This is a genomic window from Lysinibacillus odysseyi 34hs-1 = NBRC 100172 (assembly GCF_001591965.1).
Classification (GTDB): Bacteria; Bacillota; Bacilli; order Bacillales_A; family Planococcaceae; genus Lysinibacillus_B; species Lysinibacillus_B odysseyi.
Map to the genome: position 1 here is coordinate 188,405 of NZ_BCVX01000004.1, position 23,223 is coordinate 211,627.

A 23,223-nucleotide genomic window follows, 5' to 3' on the forward strand; every position below is an offset into this window, starting at 1 on the left:
CCAACGATTGAGCAGGAATAATTAATGAAAATGTAAAAAGCTTGGTAGAGCCTTATCTAATAAGGTTTCTACCAAGCTTTTTTTATGATTAATGTATAAATAAAAGGGGTTAGTTTTAAGTATTTCTTTACTTATTGCGAATACCTGCTTAAAGATAGAGAAAGAACAAGTACCAAAATACAAATGTACTTTGGCACGAATTGATATTCAATTAACGATCATTTATGCAGTATGATTAAATTGCTTTACTAATAGGTTGCTTAATTCAGGAATGCAATGAATATACGTATCTATCGTTGTTGTTATGTCTGTATGACCTAAGAAGTATTGAATGAATTTTACATCCTTCGTTTGATAATAGAGGCGAGTAACACAAGTATGACGTAAGCCGTGAACTGAAACAAGTTTTAAGCCATGGTGAGTTTGGAATCTTTTTAACCAGGCATTTAGCTTGCAGTTATTATAAAAGGTATTTTTATTGTTTGGGAAGATAAACTGCTTTTCGCCTTGAGGCTCAAAATTTGCCACTTTAATTGCTCTGCTTGATGCTCCTGCCATTTTAATAATGCTTGGAAAGTTTCATTATCAATATCAAGTGTTCTTTCTAAAAAGTTCTTCGTAGCTTTAATATAAGGCTTATTCGATTCGTCCGTACCAATTGCTTGATGAATGTCAATATCGTGTTAATAATCCCCAAAATCAACGGAATAAAATTCCTCACTATTCCAATTCGGCAGCTGGAGGGAGCGGGAATATTCCCGCTTTTTTCTTCGCCTCCATCCGGTAAGAATCACCTTTAATATTAAATGTAATCGAGTGATGCAGTAAGCGATCTAAAATCGCTGTAGCCAGCACATCATCACCGAATGTTTGCCCCACTCTAGATAGGACTTATTTGATGTAATAATGACAGCGCCTTTTTCATATCTCCTTGAAACAACCTGGAAGAAAATATTGGCTGTTAATGCATCGATAAAGGTGAGTAAGAGTAATAAGTACCATTCATTCCTACTCTATTCCATAAACTAAGTTAGGTAGTAACTTTTGATTTGTAAAATGTGACTTATATTTTAAGATTCGTAACGTATAGTTCCTTCCTATCATTTCTACGAAATGGTATAATACTACAAATGGAGTATTTATTTGATTTGAAGTAGTTGATTTTAGCTAACGGCAAAATGTATAACCATGTAGGAGCTTTCGGTGAATTTGGATATATAGATTGGCGCCAAAAAGCGAATTATGAAACAGGAGATACCGTATATATATGCTACCAAGCCATATATGAAAGTTATGTTTAAAACTATTGTAGAAAAGATTGATATTTTGTCTGATGAAATAACAGATGATAAAAACTTTTGGTATAACATAGAAGAATGCGAAGGTTCATTATTTGGAAAATATGCTCGATTAAGGTTAATTGAACGTGTGGATAGTGAGAAGCTTTCATTTCGTGATTTAAAGGAGAATGGTTTAAAAGCTGCTCCACAAGATCCAATGAGAGTAAGAGAGTAACTCGAAACTTATTTGGAGAGCGACTTTAATGATTACTATTCAGAAGGTGTCTTTCCAAAAGAAGTTAGTTATGCTTGAGCAGAGGCGCATAGACGCACAATCACAGGAACGTAGCTCTGTTGCAAGACAGAAATGTATTGAAGAGCATGGTCTAAACTGTGTTGTTTGTAATATGAACTTTGAAGAGGTTTACGGAGAGGCAGGTAAAGGGTTTATTCATGTTCATTATGTTGTGCCTCTACACGGAAGGGGGTACATACAAAGTGAATTTTAAGAGAGATTTAGTTCCTGTTTGCCCGAACTGTCATGCTACGTTACATAAAAAGATGGGGGAGTAATTTTCCACCATATAATAATTAAAATCTATTTTAAATAAAGGGTAAGGATAAGGAGAGGCATACTCCTCAACCTAAAGATATAGCTATTAATTTTATTTTTTATTAAGGTTAAAGTCTGCTGGTAATGATTCTAAATACCACTCGTTATATAGATGCCTTTCAGTTAAATAATCTTTTAGTGAATCCTTTTGAATGTAATATGTACAATTTTGTTTCATTCATTCATTTGAAAAGTCTACGATTTCATCAAATGATACAGTATTTAGTTCACGCCTTGCTATGTATAGTAAACTTTGGATTTCGTCAATATTTCTTTCAATACCTTTTAATAAAGATACCGTTTTTTTTAGAGTTACTAATTGCCAAAGTTTCATAATAACATTCCTCCATTATATATATTATTATTTGAAATAACTCCCTCTCCATTTAGAGTACCGAAACTAGGGTGTTTGTTAACTTAAAATAAATATTTACATTTCAGTGTCGAAATATTAGGTCAACGGAAGGATTATACTAATTGGAGGAGGAAATAAAAATTACATAGAAATTCTGATTATAGAATAGAACAGTATAACAAAGAGGAGGGAGAGAATTTGAACAAATATACAGTACCGTTTATTTTAATTGGTCTAGGCATAGTTATGGCTACAGATATATTTCCTATAAAAAATCCTTATATAATTGCTTGTTTAAATTTTTGTGCTTTTTTATTTACGGTATCATGTATTAATTTAGGGTCAATAAAATCTATGGGGAGAAGAGGTATTTCAAAGTCTATAACATTTGTTTTGCAAATAATGGCGATAATTTCTTTTTTTCTTTTAATTTTAGATGAAAATTCTAAATACTATGATAATGTCTATAATTTTATAGTCGGACTTAACCCTAATTCATTATTAATAATTGGGTTGTCTGCTACGTTAATATCTATTTATGCATCGAAGGATTATAACGAAAATCAACAGAAAAATACTAATAAACAAATAGAAAAGTTGAAAAAGGAAATTAGGATATTAGAAAAAAATTATTTAGATTTAAAAGCTAAGAACGTTTCTTTGAAAGAGCAGAAAAAACAATTAATTGAGCTCAATGAAGAACTAAATGAAAAATTGCAAGAAGCTATTGATATTCAAAAAGATAATAGGAAGTGAGGTACTTAAATATGAAAAAGGAATCCCAAAAGAGATATGTAGTAAAAATGCGTCAAAATACAAAGAAGCACGTTAAAGCATGGAGAATAACAGATTTTATTGAGAAAATTAATAATTCTTATTATAAAAAAGAGCTTTTAAAAGAGATAATAGAAAAGCTAAATAACGGTGTAAATCCAGAGAACATTATTATTTTAGATAAGTCTTTTAATATTCATAAAGCAAATAAAAATATTAAAGTACTGAAATTAAATACCGTTAATGGCGTTAAAAAACTTTATCATTTAGGGAAGCCGTATTCTTTATATCCAAATGAGAAAATAATTGTGTTTAATAACGTCTTTATCACATTTTCAACATTATACACACTATTTAATCAATACAAAGTTAAGTTAAATAAATCGATTTTAAAGGATACTTTTAATGAAATTTTTACTGAAAAAGAGAAGCTAATATTAGAGTTTACATTATTAAGCGAAGAATTAGACCGCTCGTTAAGCCTAGTAGAAGATTCTAAAGATAGAGAGAATTTGAGAGTTAAAAAAGTAGCCCTTTTAGAGGAGTTAAAAGAAAATATAGAAACAGAAACAAAAGCTGCTAAAGATTTTATAAAGATAGATAAAGATATAAAAGATGAAGGTACTTTAAAGAAAAAAATGGGTGATAAAAAATATAAAGAGTTAGCCTCTGTATCACCTAATAAATTTACTAGATATTTAATAAGTACTATTAGACCGATTGTTGGTATATATAATCCAGAAAAAAATCAGATTGAAATTTTAGCTTCGAATTTTATTAAAAAAGATGGATTCGATGAAAGGCAAATTGATTTGAAAAATGTTTCGCATAACAGCCCTTTCTCAGTAACAGTTATAGCTGGTATTACATTTTTATTAGGATTGTATCAAATGCATTGTAATAAGTATGATGCCAAGGCAATAGATAAAGAGGAGGTTGATACATATAGTGCTTTGTTAGAACTAGATTTAGACGACGATGACGATGACGATGACGATGAGTCAGATACAGAAGAAGCGATTGAAAAAAGTAAAATTCGTATTGAAGAGTGGCTACAGACAAGAGAAGAACTCGAAGAATTAATTCAAAAAAATAAAGAAGTAGCAGAATTAGAAGATGATACGAATCATAATAATAGTAATGTTCCTATTTCTGTTATAAAAGCTTTAGGTCACATGGAAAATAGAGTACAAACTCACTTTGATAAAGCATTTGAAAATAATGATTTTAAAGATGGTTTTATTGAGGTAGCGGAAGAGGATAGTAAAGAAGCAAGAGAAGAGCTTGAGAAAGTAATTTAAAATGAGTAATATTAAATTAATAGGTCTTTGAACCAAGTTCGTAAATATGTAATAATTCCTAGTGGATAAAATAGTTGAAATGAGCGCGGCTTTAAAGCGTGTAATCCCTTGTGGTTCTAAGTGTCGGCATAATGCTGCATGAATCGCAAGTAGACAAACTACACGCGTAGAAGCTGGCGTATTGGAGTTTCTGGACGCGGGTTCGACTCCCATCGTCTCCATACATAGGGAATCAAATGATTTCATAGAGTGTCAAAACCCTTGTAGATCAAGGGTTTTTTCTTTTGCACTGGTTCATCAAATGTCATTGGATTTCATTCAATGGCATTTTTTTAGAGTTAAAAACCCATATACTCTGCAAACTTTTCAAATCACATAAATAACAAAAGTTATAGGTGAAGATATTTCAATATGGACACTTACAATTGAAGAACCGGGAGTAGACTTTTTGAAATCTAAAAAGCAGTTAAGTGAGTTTAGAATGCTATTTCGCTTACTGTTGAATGAAATTAAGTTTAAGCATGGACAAGAAATTGAGATTAATATTTTCCCTGCTGCTCCAGCAGCTATTATTGTAGAGATGGGGAGAGTTTGGATGTCTAAAGCAGATTTACCTTTAAAAGTTTTTGATCAAAATCATAAGAAAAATGGTTTTCAATATGCTTTAACAATTCAATAAATAAATTTTAAAAGTAAAGTAGCTTGTCAACATACCGTGCCGGGCACTAAACCAAATAAAACAAGCCGCGCAGTTGATTCGATTGCGCGGCTGACTAATTTATTTATAGTCGTTTTTCGGTCCTTGGTCCATTAACACTTCTACAGTGTTATTTTTATCTATTTTTAGCTTTGGTCGGAATTCAGAGTCGGGCTTACTGTATAGCTCGAGTGGGCTGATCATTACGCCTTCATCGGTGTTATGCAAAATTCCGGGTACGCATGTGTAAATACGGTTATTTTTGTTCGCATTGTTAGCGTGAATAGTTACCGATGTTCCGTTATGATTGTCGATGCTCATTGACACTTTATAGCGATGGAATGATCCTGTGCCGTTTGATTGTGCTGAGTAAACGACAGGCACTACTGCAACGATATTTGGATTTAATCTCAGCTTAATTACTTCTGTTTTTGTCGTTTGATTTGTTCTTCCGATATCGCCCATATGTTCAACCGCGCCGTTATCATAGCTTTGCAGGGGAGGTGTACCGGAAGCACCAAACATAGCAACATCGATTTGTTTGCCGCTCTTTGTGTAAACGAGTGCATAAATATCATAGTCCGTGCCGGTTTCCCATGATACAGTGGCAGTAATAACAGGCGTTTTTTCAATGATGACTGATTTTTGGCCTTTACTTAAATTAACGTTGCCCTTTACCTTCTCAAGGCTTGGCACAACTACTTTTTTAGACTCCTCTATTGGTGGGGTACTGACCGATGTAGTAGCCGCTTCTTGCTGTGCTTCAACCTCTACGCCAAAGTTTTTACATAAGCCTTCAAGACCAGAGTTAAAGCCACGCCAAATAGATTTAGCTTTCATTTCATTGTTGCGCAAATATAGTTCCAAAACGACAATACCATTTTCTTTTGTAAAACTTACAGGTGCTAATTCAATAGTTGTTGCTCCAACATGAATTTCCGCCTTCAAGTTTTGTACATTAGCGAAGCCAGTGTGATGATCTTCAGTTAGTGTGACAGCAATTTTAGTAATATCCTTAGGGATTTTATGTAAATCAAAGTGCAGTTTATGAACCTGTCTTTGACCTACCGTTTCATGGGGTAAAAGAGTGGCAACACCTGAAACGTGTGAAGGTTGATTGTAAAAGATGATACCCTCATCCCCCTGTACTTTATCTACTGCAGTTAGTAAAAATGCCGTTAAAGAAATGTCAATTGTATTCGAAATATCATAGCTAATTTCGATGTGTCCATTTGCTGCATGTAAAGACGTATTTTGCCCCATCTGAAGAAATTGCTTCAAACTGACTCCCCCTCATTAAAAAACATAATTTACCTATTATTATAGGGTGAGTTTTAATGTAGGACAATTAAAAATATATTATGAACGTATGAATGAAAAATGAAATTGTATGCGAATATTTCATTTTTAAAAGTCACATATATATTTAAAATCGTCTCTAATACAGCTAGAGGTAATAAAAAGCGGATATCAAATTAATGAAAACCTAATCGTTCATTAGTAGCTAGAACTTGTATGTATATCAGTACATGCATAGATTGGCTAATATTCAGATCATATATTTAGAATGGCTAGCTATGTGAAATGCTTTTCGATTCGATACATCGTGCCAGGCACCCCCGGTAAGATAAACATACCATTCAAGGGAGGTGCCTTTCCTTATGCCAATAAACGAATTACCCATTGTTCCAGTCCAGCTGGATTCTCCTTCCCTTTCAACTACTTCGTCCCATCCTTCACCATGCAGTCTGCAGCAAATTCCATTTCCCACAAAACGATTCGAACGCTTGTATGGAGCCATAGTCTGTTGTTTGAACTATCCATTACAATTGTGAGTGATTTGAATTGCTGCATCGTCGTTATATATATAAAAATCTATAAGTTTAAGTCTCATACTTATCAAGTGGAACTTAAGTATGGAATTCGGGTAAACTATATTGATATATTTATCCTAATCAATTATAATGATCCATGCTGATTAATGAGAATATTTATCTATATAACCAGTTTATTCTATGGGTAAAAAGCTATTATTTTAGAAAAAATATAGTGTTTTCAAGCACTTTTTAACTGACTATTTCGCAGTTATTAGCTAAACAAAGAAATATAAAAAAGGGTTAGGAGAGAATTTTATGAAATGGACAATTAATAAAAAGCTGCTTTGTGGCTTTTCAATCGTCATTTTCATTTTGATTATGATAGTTGGTTTAAGTTACTATCAAATCAATAATGTAAATGATAGCTATAGTGATTTACTTTTAGACAAGTCAAAAAAAGCGGTTGATATTAAGGGTTTACAAGTCGCAATAAAGCAAGAAATGGTGAGCATGCAGGATTACTTAACCTTGGGCGATGAGCAATCATTACAGGGCTATAACAGAGCACGTGAAGAGTATCAAAAGAAATACGATGATTTATTAAGCCGATTTAAAATCCAAGAGGCTATCCAAAAATTGGAGGAACTTGATGAAATCGAGAAGGAATATAAGCAATTTAGCGATCAAGTATTTAAGCTGAAAAGGGAAAATAAATTTGAAGAATATACTGCTTTGTTCTCTACACAAGGCCGGGATATTATGAAAAGATTTGATGAGCAGATTCAAAATTTGTCTGACTTTCAAAACGATTTACTAGAAGATGGGCAGAAAGAAAATACACAAAATGTGGAAGCTACTATAGCCCAAAATCTAGTATTAGGAATAATTGCTGTTTTCATTGGTATTGGGATTGCTGTCTTGATGGGACGCTTGATTTCAAGACCGATTATCATCACTTCAACTGTAGCTAATAAGATTTCTAACGGTGATCTCACAGTGGATGAAATACAGGTGAAGAGTCGGGATGAAGTGGGAGACCTGGCAGATTCATTTAACCAAATGGCGCAAAATCTTCGTCATTTAATAGAACAAGTAGGCTTCAATTCATCTCAGGTTGCTGCTTCAGCAGAAGAATTAACAGCCAGTGTAGAACAGACAACTCAGGCTACTAATCAGATTGCAACATCTATCCAGGAAGTAGCGAGTGGGGCGGAATCGCAAAATCTGAAAGCAAATGAGAGTGCATTAGCCATGAAGGAAATGGCAAGTGGTATTCAGCAAGTAGCACAAACAACCTCCTCTGTTGCTGGATTGGCACATGAAACAAATGAAGAAGCAAACAATGGGAATAAGTCTCTACATAAGGTTATCGAACAAATGAATACGATCGATGAAGTTGTAAATCATTCTGCTTCTGTCGTCGAGAGTTTAGGAGAAAGTTCAAAAGAAATTGGCAATATTATTGACGTAATTACGTCCATAGCTGATCAAACGAATTTACTTGCCCTTAACGCTGCTATCGAGGCTGCTCGTGCAGGTGAGCATGGTAAAGGCTTTGCGGTAGTAGCTGATGAAGTACGAAAACTTGCTGAACAGTCTAAAGCGTCTGCAGATCAGATTACTGAACTAATCAAAAGAATTCAAAGTGATACGATACAGGCAGCAGAAGTAATGGACAAAGGAACGATGGAAGTGAAAGAGGGAATTGTAGTCGTTCATAAAGCCGAAGAAGGGTTCAATAAAATCCAGGAATTGATTGAACAAATTACAGCACAAACTCAGGAAGCATCAGCTGCATCCGAAGAAATGGCTGCCAGTGTGGAACAGGTGAATTCATCAGTTGAGGAAATTGCCCGCATTACGCAATTGTCTGCCAGCCATTCGCAAAATGTTGCCTCTGCTTCAGAAGAACAGTTAGCTTCCATGGAAGAAATAGCAGCGTCAGCTAATTTACTATCCGAAATGGCGGAGAATCTACAACAGCATGTAAGTCAATTTAGGGTTTAATCAAGCAAGAGGTTTCTGCTTCTTCTATAATGTAGCGGGAAATAGTACTAATTTAGGGTTTGTTAAAGACCCCGGTTTTTATAAAAGAAAATGGACATGGTTTTAAAGAGATAATCTTGGAATTATATTCTAATTAGACATTTTACCTTTCCCTAAATTAATTCCTGTTAGGAACAACTATAAAAAATACGTATGATCTGGGAAAAATAAAAACACCTTACGTTGAAAATGGGTATTGAAACCCTACTAATCAACGTGGAGGTGTTTTTCTATGGACTTAAGAATTAGCTAGCAAAATAAAGGCAATTGAAATGTGTTTTGTTTCATGCATTTTTGCCTGCTGTCCTACGTAACGTTTACATTCTAAAATTTATACGGCATCCTTGTATGGAAATTAAATGGATAATATGGAAAATGTATTATGTTATTTATCTATCAGTTAATTCGTTCTATAATGAGAAGTTGGAAATGATAATAAGTGGTAAAATAATCATGGTGAATGATGTTAATTATTACCTATATGATAGAGATGAATGAGGTGCACAGTTTGAACGCAGCAGATAATCAATGGCAATTTTCGAAGATACCAAATATCGAGGAATCGAATTTTAATAAAATTTTAGAGCGTTTTTATAGTTTAGGTGTAGCAGGTTTGACACGTGAAAATATACAAAATTCATTAGATGGAAGACTGACAGAATTAGATGAGCCGGTTGTAGTGAAAATACAATTAGGGAAAGTAAATCGACAAGCTATTCCAGGGATGGGCTCAATCGTGCAACGTATCAATAGTTTAGAAGGCCGGAATGGCTATACGAAAGAGACGATTAGTCATATGAAGGCTTCTATGATGTCAGAGGAAGTTCGTTATATTTCATTCGAGGATAGCAATACGCGCGGATTAACAGGCGCAAAGTATGGTCAGAGTAATTCGAAAGAGCATACATGGGGGATTTATGCGTATAACAAGGGCGTCCATTTTGAAGAGAAGGATGAATCCTTTGAGGCGTCACGCGGGGGCTCACACGGGGTAGGGAAAATAGCGTCCAACGCAGCGTCTGATGTACATATGATGTTCTTTGCCAACTGTGATGCAGAAGGGGAACAGCACCTAGGGGGTACGATCCAGCTTATTGAACATAAATTGGGGGATCATTATTACCGCTCAACAGGATATTTTGCCAAATTAGAGGGCTCGAAATTTATGCCGTTTGAAAATCAATACGATAAAATTTTCGAGAAAACGACGCGCGGCTTAAAAATTGTGATTCCGTTTTTGAGAGACAGCTTCTACAGAGAAGATGAAGTTATCCGTTCGGTATGTGATAGCTTCTTTGTTTCCATTATGGAGAAGAAGTTAGTCGTCCATGTAAATGATCTAGTCATTGATGCTGATTCCATCGATGCGATTGTGACAGACAGTCAATATTACGTGCAGGAAATTGAGGCAATGAAAAAAGTGTTTACACCATTATATGTGAAAACCTATAAAAATCAGCAGCCTCGTTTAATCGAAATCCCTCATGCAAATACAGTATTTCAATTCAATTTATATTTTAATTACGATGAGCGTATTCCAAAAGGACGAGTCGGCATCATTCGAACGATTGGTATGAAGATTGAAGATTTTACAGTGAAAAATAATGCAACGAAGCCGTTTAATGCGGTGTTAATAGGCGGAATTGATGAGGACAGTTATTTAAAATCGCTTGAAAACGAGTCACATACCAAAATATCAAGTGATGATTTAAAAGATCCTGCACTTACAAAGCTTGCAAAGAAATTTATCAGCAATCTTAATAAAGAAATCGTAAAAGTCATTGATGAAGAGATGCGAAGCCATAACCCGGTAGATGGGAAAATCAATACATCGGATCTGCTTTATACGATGGAGCTTGATTTTAAAGAAAATTTATCGCAATCATTTGGCACTGTAAAAATCAAAAACGGAAAAAATATTGTAACGAGTGATGAAGATAATAAAGCTGAAACTACACCTGCAAAAGTGAAACGAAAAAAACGTGAAAATGATGGCGCAGGAAAGCCTAAAGAAAGCGGCATTCGAAGAAAAGGGAAGGCTCGGGATAAAGGTGAGGATGAAAGCGCGGCTGAGGACCAAAAGGACGAATATAAAATTAATCCATACCGTGTCGAACGTCTTTTGTTACATGACCAAGAGTTTATTCAATTAAATTTAACGGGCAGTCCAGAAGTGGCGAAGGCAAAAAAATGTAATCTGAAGTTCAATATTATAGATGGAATGGGCAAAGAGTATATCGGTGAATTTAATATGAAGGAAAATTATTCCGATATCATCGATAAAAATACTAGCAATCCATGTGTGATTGAATCAGATGTCATTAAAAATGTATCAATTAAAAATGGTATTGTTCATTTGCAGCTTGCCCTTAAACCGAAATATAATCGCTCATTAAAATTTATTTACTACGTAGAGGTGTAACATGATTTATAAAAAAGATGCCAATTTCCCTTATCCCATTCTTTCATCGACCACTCTTGCGTACGAAGAAAGTGATTTCACGATAAAAGTAAGCTTTGAAGAAGATGGAGACCTATATCGTTTTAAAATTATGCCGCAGCTTACTTCAGCGTTTGTTGAAGCATTATTGAACAGTGGAGACGCTCAGTATTTATTAGTCATTCAGTCAAAGGATACAAAATTCTTCCCGCTAGATCCGCATAGTTTACAAGTAGAAATAGCGAAAAATCGGATGTCATTATCAAATCGAACGTCCATTCAAATTCATATTGTCGCAAAATCGGAAATTCGGTTTGACAACAATGATGAATTAAATAGTTTCTATGATGAGTTAAAGCATTCGATCATTGTTCCAAAGTTTTCGATGATCGGCTTTTCGAACATCGTAACCTTTGAGGGCGGTATGAAAAATCCATTAGATCTATTCGAAAAACGATTGAACCCAAATTTAAGCTCAGCAATTAAATTTGAGTTAGGGACAGAATGTATCATCCTCCACTTCCAAGATGAAGAGATTCAATTCCAATCCATGTCAAAGGCTAGTGCATTTATGAATCCCTATTTATATACAGGCTTGCGCATGGCCCTAGAACGCTTTATTAGTAACTATGCTGATGAGGATGACGATGTAGTAGAGTTTTCACAAATGACGCAGCCGGAAGATTTACTGGATTTTAAACTATATAACTTAATGACTAGTAAAGCAGTAGAAGAGTTACATGTGGATAATATTGACGAAGTGATCGGGCGTATATCCCATCAAATCATCGAGAAATACGTAAAAGCTGTAAAGGAGTTAGCAGTACATGAAGATTAGACTTTTAAAAGAAGGTTATAAAAAGGATGAGCTGCTCTATACAGCGTTTAAAAATGGCGAGGTAGTAGACGATCTGTTTTTTTCAGAGGAAACTATGGAAATTGAGGAAGCACCGGATTTCCCAATTTATATGGGGAAAGGCTCTGAGATTCAAAAGAAAGCTGATTTTCTAGCGGCATTCCAGGCCATTGCCAGCTCATATGTAAAGGTAGATCGCGATATTCATCTGGATGAACGATTCTGGCATTCCTTATTAATCACGAAAAAGCGGGATTATATTTTGGAGAAATATCCTCAAGTGTTAGAAAGCTATCGCGAGTTTAGCAATATCGTCATCAAAGGCTTCGACTGGGAAAACTATATTTATAAATGTATTTTAGCCGTTGAATATATCGAGGATGCCACAGAGCTGGTCCTTTCTAAAGAGCAATATTATGAGCTGATTGTAGATAATTTGGATATATACAACTACATCATTAAGTATTCGATTTTTAGAAACGGTGAATTTCTAGTAAAGATCTTAACTGTCATTCATAATCTAGGAATCAGTGAGCTGCTAAAAGGGAAAATAACGGATCGCCCTGATTTAGGAAAAGATGAACGGTACGGACGGCGTGTTATTTTTGAGCTGAATAAAGCTTATCCGGTATTAATGAGTCCATTATTAGATATTGAAGCGTTAGAGGAAGAGTTTTTAAAAGCATTAGGAAATTACTGTGATGTTTCGGGGATTGAATCGCAAAATAAAGTTGTTTTGTGAAAATAAATAGCTCTAAAGTATTTAAATATCCGCCTAATTATATTTTAATAATTGGGTGGATATTTTTGGTTATAATGATATTAATACTACTTTCTATAAGGGATGGTTGAAATGACTTTCGGAAAAACAATTAAAATGTTCTTAATCGATGGAGATCCGAGTGGGAGACTAACTTGTGAGTTATCGAATTGGACCGGTTTAGCCTACAGAATACCTCGAACAGAAGTGAAGAAATGTAATGATAGACCAAACTTGAATTCAACAGGTGTTTATATGCTATTTGGTCGAAATGACGAGGATAAAGAAGCGGTTTATATTGGTGAAGCAGAGGAAGTTTATACACGATTACAAAGTCATTTACGTGAAAAAGATTTTTGGAATGAAGTGATCGTATTTATTAGCAAAGATGAGAATTTAAACAAAGCACATATAAAATACATAGAAAATAAATTGTACGAAAAAGCGAAGACTGCCAATCGTTATGATGTTGTGAATGGAAATATCCCGCCTATGCCTTCTATAGCAGAATCCGATCGGGCGGAAATGGATGAATTCATTAGTAATCTTGAGATGCTGGTTAATATGTTAGGGCATAAATTATTCGTAGACATTAAAGATACGTCAGAAACGAATGCCGAGGAACTTTTATATATAAAAGGAGCTCGTGGGGCGGATGCTAAAGGGGTTCAAACACAGGAAGGATTTGTAGTCTTGCAAGGTTCTAAAATTGCAAGCAGCGTTGTTAACTCATTTTCAGAACGTTTAACAGCCAAAAGAAATGATTTAATTCACACGCAGAAAGTGCAAATCTTAAATGGTGAATATGTAGTAATAGAAGATCTCTTGTTCTCCAGTCCCTCATTAGCTGCTGAAATTGTGATGGGGAGAAGTGCGAATGGGTTGACGGAGTGGAAAGATAGACTTGGCAAGACTTTGAAAGATTTAGTTTAATAAAGCATCATATGAAACGCTCTTGCAAACCTGCAGGAGCGTTTTGAATTTATGGTTAATTTTAGAAAATATGCAACTTTTTATTTCCAAATTACGTATAATGGAAGTGTAAACAGATGTTTTACGAAAAAGAGACAGGGGGATCTAGAATGAGTACTTTTAAAAAGGCGGGTGTATTGTTATCCGCTACAGCGCTGTCGGTTGGCTTATTGGCACCGATGGCAAGCGCAGGGCCGGTAGGAAATGAGCGGATGGAGACATTGCCGATTCAAGTGGCGCAGACGAATGCAAAGGTAACAAAAGATGATCTAATGAAGCGTTTTCGGGAGCTGTTCCCAAATGGGTTTCCTAATGTAACGGAAAAAGAATTTAGTATGGGGACAGGCTACTCGCGTCCTAACGATTCTACGGTGCGTTATGAACTTAATTTTTCAAAGAGCATTGATAATCGGTATATATATGGAATCTTTACATTCGTTGGAGAAACGTTAGAGCTGGAGCAATTCCAGTATCAGCCGGTAAATACAAAGGATGTATTGTTCCCGGCAAAATATTCAGAAGCAGAAGCGCAAAAAGTAGCGGATGAGTTTGTCAAAAAATTCGACAAAGCGGGAGAGTATGAGCTTCTACCAAATGAACACAATTATTATTCATCTTCTCTTTTAACGCAGCCGGTCCAATACTCGTTTATGTATACAAAGAAAAAGTCCGGTGTACCGGTTTCAGATCAATCGATTCACATACGTGTATTAGGAGATGGGACAGTAACATCCTATTATAAAACACATCTTGAGAAAAATAATTTTACGTATGATGATCTTTCCAAGAAACAAAGTGAATCAGACGTTGCCAGCCGTGTACAAGATGCCTTGAAAGCCCAGTTGTCGTACAGGATTGAACCAGATTATACAACAGGGGAGTATGCAGTAAAGCTTGTTTATCAACCGAACAGCTGGGTTACATCAGGTGTACATGCGCTTACGGGGGAATGGCTGACGGCGGACGGGCTATCTTCAACGCTGCCAAATCAACCGATTACACCGATTGTGACGGATCCATTAGCGGCAAAACAGCAGAACATAACGTCGGACCAAGCACAAGCGATAGCACAGAAGCTGCTTGCAACAGATAAAAAAGGTGTTACATTGGAGATTGAGTCTGTTCAAGAAACAACAACAGAGACTGGTAAGGCAGTATTTAACATTCAATATATGTATCGCCACAAAAATGGCGGTTCAGGTACTACATTAACGATTGATAAAAAAACAGGGGAAATTATTAATCATAGCGATATTAGAAACAACCTCGAAGTAGAAGAGGATAGCAGCAATGCAGAAGCAGAATTAACACGACAACAGGCATTGGAAAAGGCGGTTGCCTATGTGAAAGAATTGGCGCCTTCCTACGCACATCAGTATGCATTACCGGTAAATGAGGGCGTTTACGAGAAATATAATAACAGTTACGACTTTACGTTCCAGCGTATAGTGAATGGTTTAACGGTGGCAGGAGACCAAATCACAGTAAATGTCGATGCGAAAAAAGGGAATTTATTAAGCTTAAATGTGCACTCATATGAGAATGTAGAGTGGCCGGCAGCAACAGGCATTTTGACACAGCAAGAAGCAACAAAGCTGTTGAAAAATCAGCTGAATTTGAAGCTGCAATATATAAATCATCCAAAAGTTGAAAACGAGCAGCATTACAGCCTTGTCTATCAGCCGGTTTTCAAGGAAGACCCGTATGCTGTCCTTGATGCCAAAACAGGGGAATGGATAAATCCCTATGATATGGCTAATTCAGATAAGCCGACAATCGAGCATCCAACAGCTGCAGAGGAATTAAATTATTTAATTCATGCAGGTATTTTAGGGGGGGATGAAACATTCAACCCAGATGCGCCCGTTACAAAAGAGGAAGCGCTGAAAGTGATAATGAAATCTGTCACATACATGTATAGTGACCCTAGATATAATGAGAATGAAACGATGAGTCAGTCGTTTACCGATATTACGCCTGACCATCCTTCATACCAATTTGTCACACGTGCATTAAAAATGGGTATGCTTGATGCGTCTACGAAAACATTTAATGCGACTGCTTCCCTTTCAAATCAGGAACTGGCAAAATGGGTAGTTGGCATGCTGAAGCTACATAACGTAGCGCAACTTAGCGATATATATGAGTTGAATTATAGTGACGCTGGACAAGTAGATCAGAACCTGCGCGGCTATGTTGCATTAGCGTATGGAATGGGATTACTTGAAGCAGAAAACAACCAGTTGAAGCCAAAAAGTGAAGTAACGTATGCACAGTTGGCACAAGTGATAATTCGTTTAGCCTATAAAATGAACGAATATCAGATTGACAGCTATTAATACGTGTATGGGCGGGTAAAGGGCCCGATGATCGATACAATTTAGGCATAGGAAAAGCACAGAATCACCAATTTCCATCTACTTGAATGGGCAAGAAACGAGTAATGGAACGGTCATCTGTGCTTTTTGTTTTTTCTCGTATTAAAAGATGTAACAATCAAGCGGATGGAGGAGTGGGTCTACTCCAACATGGCTGTATATATGTCCTGCAGCGTGTTTATGATTCGCTGCAGCTCTTCATTGTGATACAGTTCGTCAAACTGTTTCATTAACGCTGCTTCGTCCAAAGACTCGATATACATTCTTTTAATGTATATACGTGTATATTTGGCATCTGGTTTCAAACCTTGCTTCCTGAATTTGATGTCGGCACTTTGGATGGCTTCCAACAGTGGAACACGTTTTTCAGCTTCGATCGGTCCGACTTCGAGCGTAAAGTAAATCTCATGCTCGGAATATTCGTACCAGAACAGGAAAGGTCCGTTATTCCACCACCATTTGATTTGCGTTTCGCCCAATATCTCCTTGAAATCATTAAATAGCGGGATAATAAAAGAGATATGCTTTGCCGAGATCCGGTAATCATTTTCAGGAATCTGATTTTGGCCAGCCCATTTTTTGAATATCTGGCTCACCTGGTCTGCATTAGAAGCGGGTGATACGTGCAGATTTATTGGCCTTTGTTCCGGGAGGACGTGTTCATTGCGCAGTGCGGCAGCCACCTGTTCCCGCAGCATGAGAAATGCCTCGTCATTATACAGCGTCAACATACCTTGTGCTAGCTCATCTGCATCATCCCACTTGCTTATATCTATTTTTTTCGAATAAATCCGTGTATATCTAGCTTTTTCGGTTTTGGAGCTTTCCTTAAAAATCATCCCTGATTGTTCCAGCTTTTGGATAAGTGCCAGGCGCTCCTCATGTTGTATTGGCCCGATTTCAGCAATTACTTTTAGCCGGTTATCGTTTGTTTTTGAAAACCAAATAATTAACCCGTGCTGGAGCCAATAGTTTGGTTCCTTCATTGGTAATGTACCGGATACAAGCCATTCAGGCGGTACCAGATTCGGGACAGTAGGGTGTGCCTGATTTAGCACCTCACCATCGAATTGAAGCTTTATAAATTGCTCAAAGCTATACGATAAAATATTGTTGCCATGCTTTAAAATATACTGGATTGTATTTTTATATTTACTGATAAACTCAAATTCATAACCGGCCTCAAAATGCAGTTGGTGATGGTGTGGCAGCTGCTCTTCTAAATATTCAAGCGTCTTCCGGTGCTGCTTGTAAATATCGAATGCCTGGACAATCTGCTCTTGATCCGGATAGAACTTCTCACGCAAAATTTCCTGATAATGTGCAATGAAAGCATAAGCCTGTGCATTTAGTTGGCCTTCAAACAATAACAGCAGATGCTGCAATATGTATTCAATGCGCTCATAGCTTAATGTGAAGTAATGCTCATTGCTCGGTGTTTCGCCGTCTATCGTTAAATAGATCGGGATGATCGTGAAATCGGGTGAGATGTTTTGGATATGTGCCAGATAATCGTTTAGCTGATTGAATGACTCCGATGAATAGAATTTGTTTTCTATGATGAAAACAGTCTGTAATTGCTGGTTGACGATGACTAAATCGATATATCGATTGTTATGTGTTTTCACTTCGCGGAACACATGGCTCTCCATTAAAGACTGGTTTAAAATACTGCCGACAGCGCTATATTGCGGGTTATCCAGGTTTTCATCCATCAGCAACAGATGCTCTAGTACTTTTCTCAAAAAATAATCATTCAGCCGGTGGTTCTCTTTCGGATTAAAAAGCCAGGCAAGTATATTGGAATGCCGAATTTCATAATGCTCTATACGCAAAACCTTTAAAGGGTTGAACGAATTTACTTGTTGATTCAATTTTTGAAATGCTATCTCATTTTCTAGATCAAATAAGTCACGAATTTCCATAGAAAGGATTCTCCTTGTATGTTGAGGGATTATGGTGCTGCTTGTTAATTGTATACTAAGAAACGGATTAGAGTACCAGGTTGTTTGGTAAATTAACTGCAAGATTTCCTTCTGTAACGCCTTGGCTGCAGGTTTCCAATGAAGTACACTAGAGTAACTGCTTTTGATAAGACACCTGATCTTATCGGTACTGTTTCAGTATTCCAAAAAATTAATACACCTGTCCCTCCTCAAAACTCCACAGCTCTATTACCTTAGCATACAGTAAGACTTCTTTTCTTTATTCTTTCTTTATTCTTTCTTTAAATATTAGGGCGCCGCCAGCCGTTGGTACCACAGCGTTTGCGGCCGCTTTCATACGTCAATCTGACGGGGCCCTGTCCGCCAGATTGATGTATAGTTGCATGTCAAATTGGTGCATAGTACCCGTCAAACGGATGTATACGACAAATTGACGTGTAGTCAAACCGGTGCATTGTCTACATCTAGCACTCTTTGTAATTCATCGTACCGGACACGATAATAGGTGCCTTTGTGGTCGAATCGTTTCTTTTCAATCAACTTCCTTGTATGCAGGGATTTGATTAACCGCTCAATTGTACTTTTTGAGATGAATGGCAGCTGGAAAAGCCATCCGTCGGTCGAACATTGAAACCATTTACAGCCTTCTACCGTTCTCTGTGAAAATTGGATGTTGTAGTGCAGCTGCTGCAGGAAAATCGCTTCAAGCAGGCCGACTTTCACAGCCAGTTTTGGATAAAGGATAATAACAGGTCCCTCTACCAGCTTCTTCATAGACATCCCTCCTGATCGGAAGGATAGAGCCGATTTCTGTGATTTGCCCTTAACAATACCCGCCATAAAAGATATATAGGATTTCCGGGCTGGTTACGATACGCAAAATTATGCAATAAATGTTGCCTGCCCAAACTTGGCGTTTTTCTCAAAATACATGCAATCAGTACCTGTTGACATTGCCACTTCATTTTTCATTCCCCCTTTATAATATAAATCGAAACGAGACAGCAAAAGGGGACATTTCTTTCTAATTTTAAGGGGAGTTTTTCTTATGTACAAAATGGCGTTTTTATATGGATAAGAGGCACTTATTAATATATTTTGGTCTAGGGAAGTGGGGAGAGGACAAAAGTAGAAAGCTAACGGAAATTTGTGATAAGAATCTGATACTTTATAAATTGATTGAAATATAGAATCGAGTGCAGGTGTCTACTGCATGCTTTTTGCTGCAGAGTGAAGCAATGGCACGGAAGTTATTTCAAAGCTTCCCGATGCCTGTGTAAAGCGTACCTGAAACGGAAATCAGTTTCTCTGCACCGAAAAAACACCATTTTTCTGTTGAGAAAAATGATGTTTTTGGTTGTTGTCCTTATTTCCTTGATTGTCTTATGATATGCCTAACGCAACAGCTGCAATTAACGCAAGACAAGCAATCACTGCCCAGCCAAGGATCATCTTCCAAATGAATTTGATCCACTTTTCATACGGAATGCCTGCAACGGCTAAATAGGCCATTAAGGCAGATGATGTAGGAATAATGGAGTTCGTCAAGGAATCCCCGTATTGGAAGGCTAAAACAGCGACTTGACGTTCCAATCCTAGCAAATCGGTGATAGGAATCATGATTGGCATTGTTGCTGCTGCCTGGCCGCTGCCGGATGAAATAAATAAATTCAAAAGTGCCTGGATAAATAACATGCCGATTGCGCTGATCGCATGCGGCAAATGGCCAATCGTTTCTGAAGCTGTATACACAATCGTATCGATAATTTTCCCTTGCTCTAAAACAACCGTGATGGCACGGGCAAATCCTACAATTAACGCGCCAAACGTTACAGCTTTTGCCCCGTCAATGAAGGAGTCAAAAATAGTCCCGGGTTTTAAACCGCCGATTAACCCTGCGATTAACCCCATAATTAAGAAGGATGCTGTTAATTCTGTTAGGAACCAGCCCCAATTGAAGACCCCGTAAATATTAAAGCCAATCCCGCAAGCCATCGCAATGAATACGAATTTATGCTTTCCTGTCAATGCAGGAATGTCAATCTTGGAGACATCCGATTTGGCTTTTTGCTCGATATCGTAAATTACACTTGCCTGTGGGTTCTTTTTCACTTTGAAGGCATATCGGGACACGTAGAATATCGCAAAGCCGAGAACAAAAACATAGACGACTGCACGGAACCCGATTCCGGAAAATAGCGGTACATCCGCTAAGGACTGCGCAACCCCTACAGTAAAGGGATTAAGCATTCCTCCAAAAAATCCGCTGGCGGCCCCAAGCGTGATCATAGCCGTTCCTGTCACAGCATCGAACCCCATAGCACGGGCAATTGCGACACCGATTGGCACGAAAATAATCGTTTCTTCCGCCAGCCCCATTGTAAAGCCGCCGACAGAGAACAAGATCATCGATAAAGGAATGAGCAATTTTTCTCTTCCTTCCAACGCTTTTACCCCTTTATAGACACCGGCCTCAATGGCTCCAGTTGAACGAATAATGCCAAATACACCACTGACTAAGAAAATATAGAAAATAATTTGGGCCCCTTTTTCAAGCCCTAACGGAACCGCCGTAAACATTTCGAAAAATGATACTGGATCACTTTCGATATGATGATAGCTTCCATCTACAACGAGCATTCGCCCCTCGTCATCCTCAAAGCGGTCAAACTCACCCGCCGGAATAATGTAGCTTGCAATACCTGCTAGAAAAATAATAGCGAAAATAAGGGTATATGTATGAGGTACTTTCAGCCAGCTCTTCTTTTTTTCACTCTGTTCAGTTTCCATGAATTCACCAATCCCCATCGTATAATTTGACAATAGGACATTATGTAACTATCACTCTTTTTTAGTTTGTCGCTATATGTCATTTATTGAAGACAAATATACAGTAGTTGAAATTTAATGTAAAGTTATAATTTTCTGCTAAATGTGAAGAAACAACTTTAAATAGTGCTATATGTGCAATAACGAGAAGATTGTTATTATCTTGTTGCGGTTGTGCCAAAGAAGAAGTAGAGATTGAAATCAGTGCATGTTTAGCAGCCCTTTTATTTGCTTTACAACCTATAATTTTGAGGGCCGGGAAATACTCCAAATGTTGACATGAAAGGTGTCTAGAATGAGCAGGCAGAACATCCGCCGTCGCGTTACAAATCGTAAATAGGAAAAACTCTTCATCAATAAATGTAATGAGTTTCGAATGATTGGAGACTGACCATTGCTTTATGTAACTAAATAATTTTAGTAAGTGTTTGCAGGAATGAACGAAAAGAGAGTAGAAGCATAAAAATATTTCATTAGGCGATATATTTATAGGCAGCATGTTAAAGGAATTTCCCCTTGTATCGTACAGAACGGTTCGTCATACGTTAAATAAAGTTGGATGGATCATTTTACATTAGACCCCTTGTGCATTTTCTTTATTTTGTTTTTGAAAGTTCACTGAAGAGATGGAAAAGTCGTTTAGTTTCCATTCACTGGCGTTTTATCTAATTACTCGACGGTATCACTTTTTCATTAGAGAATGGAGAGCTGCAAATGAATAAGAAAATGATCGTTTTTATGTCAGTGCTTTTATGGATGTCAGTGTTTTCTTTCTCTGCAGCCACGAATGCTGCGGAGGGGGTAGATAAGGAATCTGTTGATCGGTATGTGGAGGATTACATTGATAAGAACGGTCTGCCGGGTGCTGCCATTGTCATTGTAAAGGAAGGGAAAGTCGTATATGAAAGTGGGTACGGCATAGATTCAGATGGTCAGCCTATTACGGAAAATACCTTACTGAGACTTGCTTCTGCTTCCAAACCATTTACGGCATTTGCCATTCTGCAGCTGGCAGATGAGGGGAAGGTAGGGCTGGACGATCCGGTGAAGATGCATCTGGGGGAACTGGCGCTGGATGACCCGAGAGTAGAGGATATTACGATTCGGCACCTATTAAGCCAAACTTCGGGTATTCCAAATCCGACAATCATTCCGCCGGCAGATACGCTGCCTGAACAAATCAAAAACCTCCATACGTGGAAGCTTCAATCTGATCCAGGAGATAGGTATTTTTATAGTAATGCCAATTACTGGATTTTGGCCCGTGTCATTGAAACAAGCAGCGGCAAGGAATTCTCGGCGTATCTCGAGCAGGAGGTTTTTGCGCCGCTTGGAATGGATGAATCGTTCAATACCACCAAGTCTACTGATACTGCCGAAGGGTTGGCTCAAGGGCATATAACGGCATACGGAACTGCAATTCCTTGGCCCCCGTTAGAACAAATGATTAGCGGCTCGGGCGGAATCGTGACAACAGCTGCTGATATGGGGAAGTGGCTGGCGATGCATACGGCAGGGGGACAAAATGCTTCGGGACAACAATTATTATCAAAATCATTATTAGAGGAATCGTATTCTCCTCAGGCAGGCAGCAAAAAGCATGGTCTTGGCTGGTCACTGAGCGCACCGGATATTCAACCTGCACGCATTTCACATAGCGGTGTATTGACGAATTACCAGACACAGCAGGATATCGTGCCATCCAGTGGGTATGCTGTAGCCGTTTTGCTGAATAGTTTTACGCCGACATTTGAACATGCTTATGAAATCAGTTCAGGAATCCTCCAATTGACGGAAGGGCAAGAAGCCGAAGTTGGCGCAGCCGTGCCTACGATAATCGATCTGACTCTTGGTATGATAACGTTAGTTTATCTGGCGCTGGGAATCAGAGGGATTATGCGGAGCAAAAAATGGGCAACAAAGCGAAAACACCAGGCTGCCTGGAAGTATTATTTACGGTTGACCCCTCAATTGATTGCCGTTATTGGCATTGGCTGGCTATTCTTTATTGTCCCCAGCCTGCAGGATAACAGCGCGACTATCAAGGATGCTTTTGGACTTTGGCTAGCCGCGATGATTTTCCTGACGGTAATTTTCCTGGTTGCTTGTGTAGTGACGGCTAGAAGAATTTATTACCGTGTGGTTTTGAAATGAAGAAT

Annotated in this window: 18 protein-coding genes and 1 pseudogene; 12 read left to right on the plus strand and 7 right to left on the minus strand. The window is 37.4% G+C overall.

What is annotated here, in order from left to right:
• Positions 1-222: 222 nt before the first annotated feature.
• A complete protein-coding gene (locus tag BOD01S_RS22510; RefSeq protein ID WP_036157214.1) occupies positions 223-558 on the minus strand; it encodes a tyrosine-type recombinase/integrase in 336 nt (111 codons plus the stop codon).
• A 162-nt stretch (positions 559-720) separates the two neighbouring features.
• Positions 721-959 (minus strand): annotated as a pseudogene (locus tag BOD01S_RS22515) (ATP-binding protein); the annotation flags it as partial.
• Between the two features lie 325 nt (positions 960-1,284).
• On the opposite strand from BOD01S_RS22515, the gene BOD01S_RS22520 reads away from it, so the two are divergent.
• A complete protein-coding gene (locus tag BOD01S_RS22520; protein WP_036157212.1) occupies positions 1,285-1,515 on the plus strand; it encodes a hypothetical protein in 231 nt (76 codons plus the stop codon).
• 28 nt (positions 1,516-1,543) lie between these two features.
• Positions 1,544-1,789, plus strand: coding sequence for an HNH endonuclease (locus BOD01S_RS22525; protein WP_081978033.1), 246 nt, complete (start codon positions 1,544-1,546; stop codon positions 1,787-1,789).
• Between the two features lie 282 nt (positions 1,790-2,071).
• Here BOD01S_RS22525 and BOD01S_RS22905 read toward each other — a convergent pair whose 3' ends face one another.
• Positions 2,072-2,227 carry a hypothetical protein gene (locus BOD01S_RS22905; RefSeq protein ID WP_156117057.1) on the minus strand — a complete coding sequence of 52 codons (156 nt, stop codon included), beginning with the start codon at positions 2,225-2,227 and terminating at the stop codon, positions 2,072-2,074.
• A gap of 219 nt (positions 2,228-2,446) precedes the next feature.
• On the opposite strand from BOD01S_RS22905, the gene BOD01S_RS08220 reads away from it, so the two are divergent.
• The 3 genes from BOD01S_RS08220 to BOD01S_RS08230 all read left to right on the plus strand — a co-directional run bounded on the left by BOD01S_RS08220 (position 2,447) and on the right by BOD01S_RS08230 (position 5,002).
• Positions 2,447-3,004 (plus strand): hypothetical protein, encoded by a 558-nt coding sequence (locus tag BOD01S_RS08220; protein ID WP_036157209.1) that lies wholly within the window; start codon positions 2,447-2,449, stop codon positions 3,002-3,004.
• 11 nt (positions 3,005-3,015) lie between these two features.
• The gene (locus tag BOD01S_RS08225) at positions 3,016-4,323 is read left to right on the plus strand and encodes a hypothetical protein (protein WP_036157207.1); all 1,308 of its coding nucleotides are present in this window, start codon (positions 3,016-3,018) and stop codon (positions 4,321-4,323) included.
• A gap of 391 nt (positions 4,324-4,714) precedes the next feature.
• Positions 4,715-5,002, plus strand: a complete 288-nt coding sequence (locus tag BOD01S_RS08230; RefSeq protein ID WP_269845634.1) for an SAVED domain-containing protein — start codon at positions 4,715-4,717, stop codon at positions 5,000-5,002.
• Between the two features lie 99 nt (positions 5,003-5,101).
• Here the strand turns inward: BOD01S_RS08230 and BOD01S_RS08235 are convergent, their stop codons facing one another.
• Entirely contained in the window at positions 5,102-6,301 is a 1,200-nt protein-coding gene (locus BOD01S_RS08235; protein ID WP_036157203.1) for a TerD family protein, read from the minus strand.
• 851 nt (positions 6,302-7,152) lie between these two features.
• Here BOD01S_RS08235 and BOD01S_RS08240 point away from each other — a divergent pair.
• The 6 genes from BOD01S_RS08240 to BOD01S_RS08265 all read left to right on the plus strand — a co-directional run bounded on the left by BOD01S_RS08240 (position 7,153) and on the right by BOD01S_RS08265 (position 16,250).
• Positions 7,153-8,844 (plus strand): methyl-accepting chemotaxis protein, encoded by a 1,692-nt coding sequence (locus tag BOD01S_RS08240; protein WP_036157202.1) that lies wholly within the window; start codon positions 7,153-7,155, stop codon positions 8,842-8,844.
• A 499-nt stretch (positions 8,845-9,343) separates the two neighbouring features.
• Positions 9,344-11,305: a hypothetical protein gene (locus tag BOD01S_RS08245; protein ID WP_244887293.1), complete on the plus strand. Its 1,962-nt coding sequence runs from the start codon at positions 9,344-9,346 to the stop codon at positions 11,303-11,305.
• Position 11,306: 1 nt separating this feature from the next.
• Positions 11,307-12,161 (plus strand): hypothetical protein, encoded by an 855-nt coding sequence (locus BOD01S_RS08250; RefSeq protein ID WP_036157200.1) that lies wholly within the window; start codon positions 11,307-11,309, stop codon positions 12,159-12,161.
• Entirely contained in the window at positions 12,151-12,921 is a 771-nt protein-coding gene (locus tag BOD01S_RS08255) for a hypothetical protein (RefSeq protein ID WP_036157198.1), read from the plus strand. Before BOD01S_RS08250 ends, BOD01S_RS08255 begins: the two co-directional genes overlap by 11 nt.
• A 111-nt stretch (positions 12,922-13,032) precedes the next feature.
• Entirely contained in the window at positions 13,033-13,872 is an 840-nt protein-coding gene (locus BOD01S_RS08260; protein WP_081978032.1) for a GIY-YIG nuclease family protein, read from the plus strand.
• Positions 13,873-14,021: 149 nt separating this feature from the next.
• The gene (locus BOD01S_RS08265) at positions 14,022-16,250 is read left to right on the plus strand and encodes a YcdB/YcdC domain-containing protein (RefSeq protein ID WP_036157194.1); all 2,229 of its coding nucleotides are present in this window, start codon (positions 14,022-14,024) and stop codon (positions 16,248-16,250) included.
• A 179-nt stretch (positions 16,251-16,429) separates the two neighbouring features.
• Here the strand turns inward: BOD01S_RS08265 and BOD01S_RS08270 are convergent, their stop codons facing one another.
• From BOD01S_RS08270 to BOD01S_RS08280, 3 genes are all read right to left on the minus strand, one after another.
• A complete protein-coding gene (locus BOD01S_RS08270) occupies positions 16,430-18,214 on the minus strand; it encodes a PD-(D/E)XK nuclease family protein (RefSeq protein ID WP_036157192.1) in 1,785 nt (594 codons plus the stop codon).
• A gap of 462 nt (positions 18,215-18,676) precedes the next feature.
• A complete protein-coding gene (locus tag BOD01S_RS08275; RefSeq protein WP_052124946.1) occupies positions 18,677-19,009 on the minus strand; it encodes a hypothetical protein in 333 nt (110 codons plus the stop codon).
• A gap of 609 nt (positions 19,010-19,618) precedes the next feature.
• Positions 19,619-21,025 (minus strand): YfcC family protein, encoded by a 1,407-nt coding sequence (locus BOD01S_RS08280; protein ID WP_036157189.1) that lies wholly within the window; start codon positions 21,023-21,025, stop codon positions 19,619-19,621.
• A gap of 753 nt (positions 21,026-21,778) precedes the next feature.
• Between BOD01S_RS08280 and BOD01S_RS22530 the strand changes: the two genes are divergently transcribed.
• Complete coding sequence (locus tag BOD01S_RS22530; protein ID WP_088321722.1) at positions 21,779-23,218, plus strand: serine hydrolase domain-containing protein; 1,440 nt, start codon at positions 21,779-21,781, stop codon at positions 23,216-23,218.
• Positions 23,219-23,223: the final 5 nt, after the last annotated feature.

What these genes read in the sequence shown, in the direction of transcription:
- BOD01S_RS22510 (WP_036157214.1), bottom strand. Translation starts at nt 558, where the DNA reads ATGGCAGGAGCATCAAGCAGAGCAATTAAAGTGGCAAATTTTGAGCCT.
- BOD01S_RS22520 (WP_036157212.1), top strand. Translation starts at nt 1,285, where the DNA reads ATGAAAGTTATGTTTAAAACTATTGTAGAAAAGATTGATATTTTGTCT.
- BOD01S_RS22525 (WP_081978033.1), top strand. Translation starts at nt 1,544, where the DNA reads ATGATTACTATTCAGAAGGTGTCTTTCCAAAAGAAGTTAGTTATGCTT.
- BOD01S_RS22905 (WP_156117057.1), bottom strand. Translation starts at nt 2,227, where the DNA reads ATGAAACTTTGGCAATTAGTAACTCTAAAAAAAACGGTATCTTTATTA.
- BOD01S_RS08225 (WP_036157207.1), top strand. Translation starts at nt 3,016, where the DNA reads ATGAAAAAGGAATCCCAAAAGAGATATGTAGTAAAAATGCGTCAAAAT.
- BOD01S_RS08240 (WP_036157202.1), top strand. Translation starts at nt 7,153, where the DNA reads ATGAAATGGACAATTAATAAAAAGCTGCTTTGTGGCTTTTCAATCGTC.
- BOD01S_RS08245 (WP_244887293.1), top strand. Translation starts at nt 9,344, where the DNA reads ATGATGTTAATTATTACCTATATGATAGAGATGAATGAGGTGCACAGT.
- BOD01S_RS08250 (WP_036157200.1), top strand. Translation starts at nt 11,307, where the DNA reads ATGATTTATAAAAAAGATGCCAATTTCCCTTATCCCATTCTTTCATCG.
- BOD01S_RS08255 (WP_036157198.1), top strand. Translation starts at nt 12,151, where the DNA reads ATGAAGATTAGACTTTTAAAAGAAGGTTATAAAAAGGATGAGCTGCTC.
- BOD01S_RS08260 (WP_081978032.1), top strand. Translation starts at nt 13,033, where the DNA reads ATGACTTTCGGAAAAACAATTAAAATGTTCTTAATCGATGGAGATCCG.
- BOD01S_RS08265 (WP_036157194.1), top strand. Translation starts at nt 14,022, where the DNA reads ATGAGTACTTTTAAAAAGGCGGGTGTATTGTTATCCGCTACAGCGCTG.
- BOD01S_RS08270 (WP_036157192.1), bottom strand. Translation starts at nt 18,214, where the DNA reads ATGGAAATTCGTGACTTATTTGATCTAGAAAATGAGATAGCATTTCAA.
- BOD01S_RS08275 (WP_052124946.1), bottom strand. Translation starts at nt 19,009, where the DNA reads ATGAAGAAGCTGGTAGAGGGACCTGTTATTATCCTTTATCCAAAACTG.
- BOD01S_RS08280 (WP_036157189.1), bottom strand. Translation starts at nt 21,025, where the DNA reads ATGGAAACTGAACAGAGTGAAAAAAAGAAGAGCTGGCTGAAAGTACCT.
- BOD01S_RS22530 (WP_088321722.1), top strand. Translation starts at nt 21,779, where the DNA reads ATGAATAAGAAAATGATCGTTTTTATGTCAGTGCTTTTATGGATGTCA.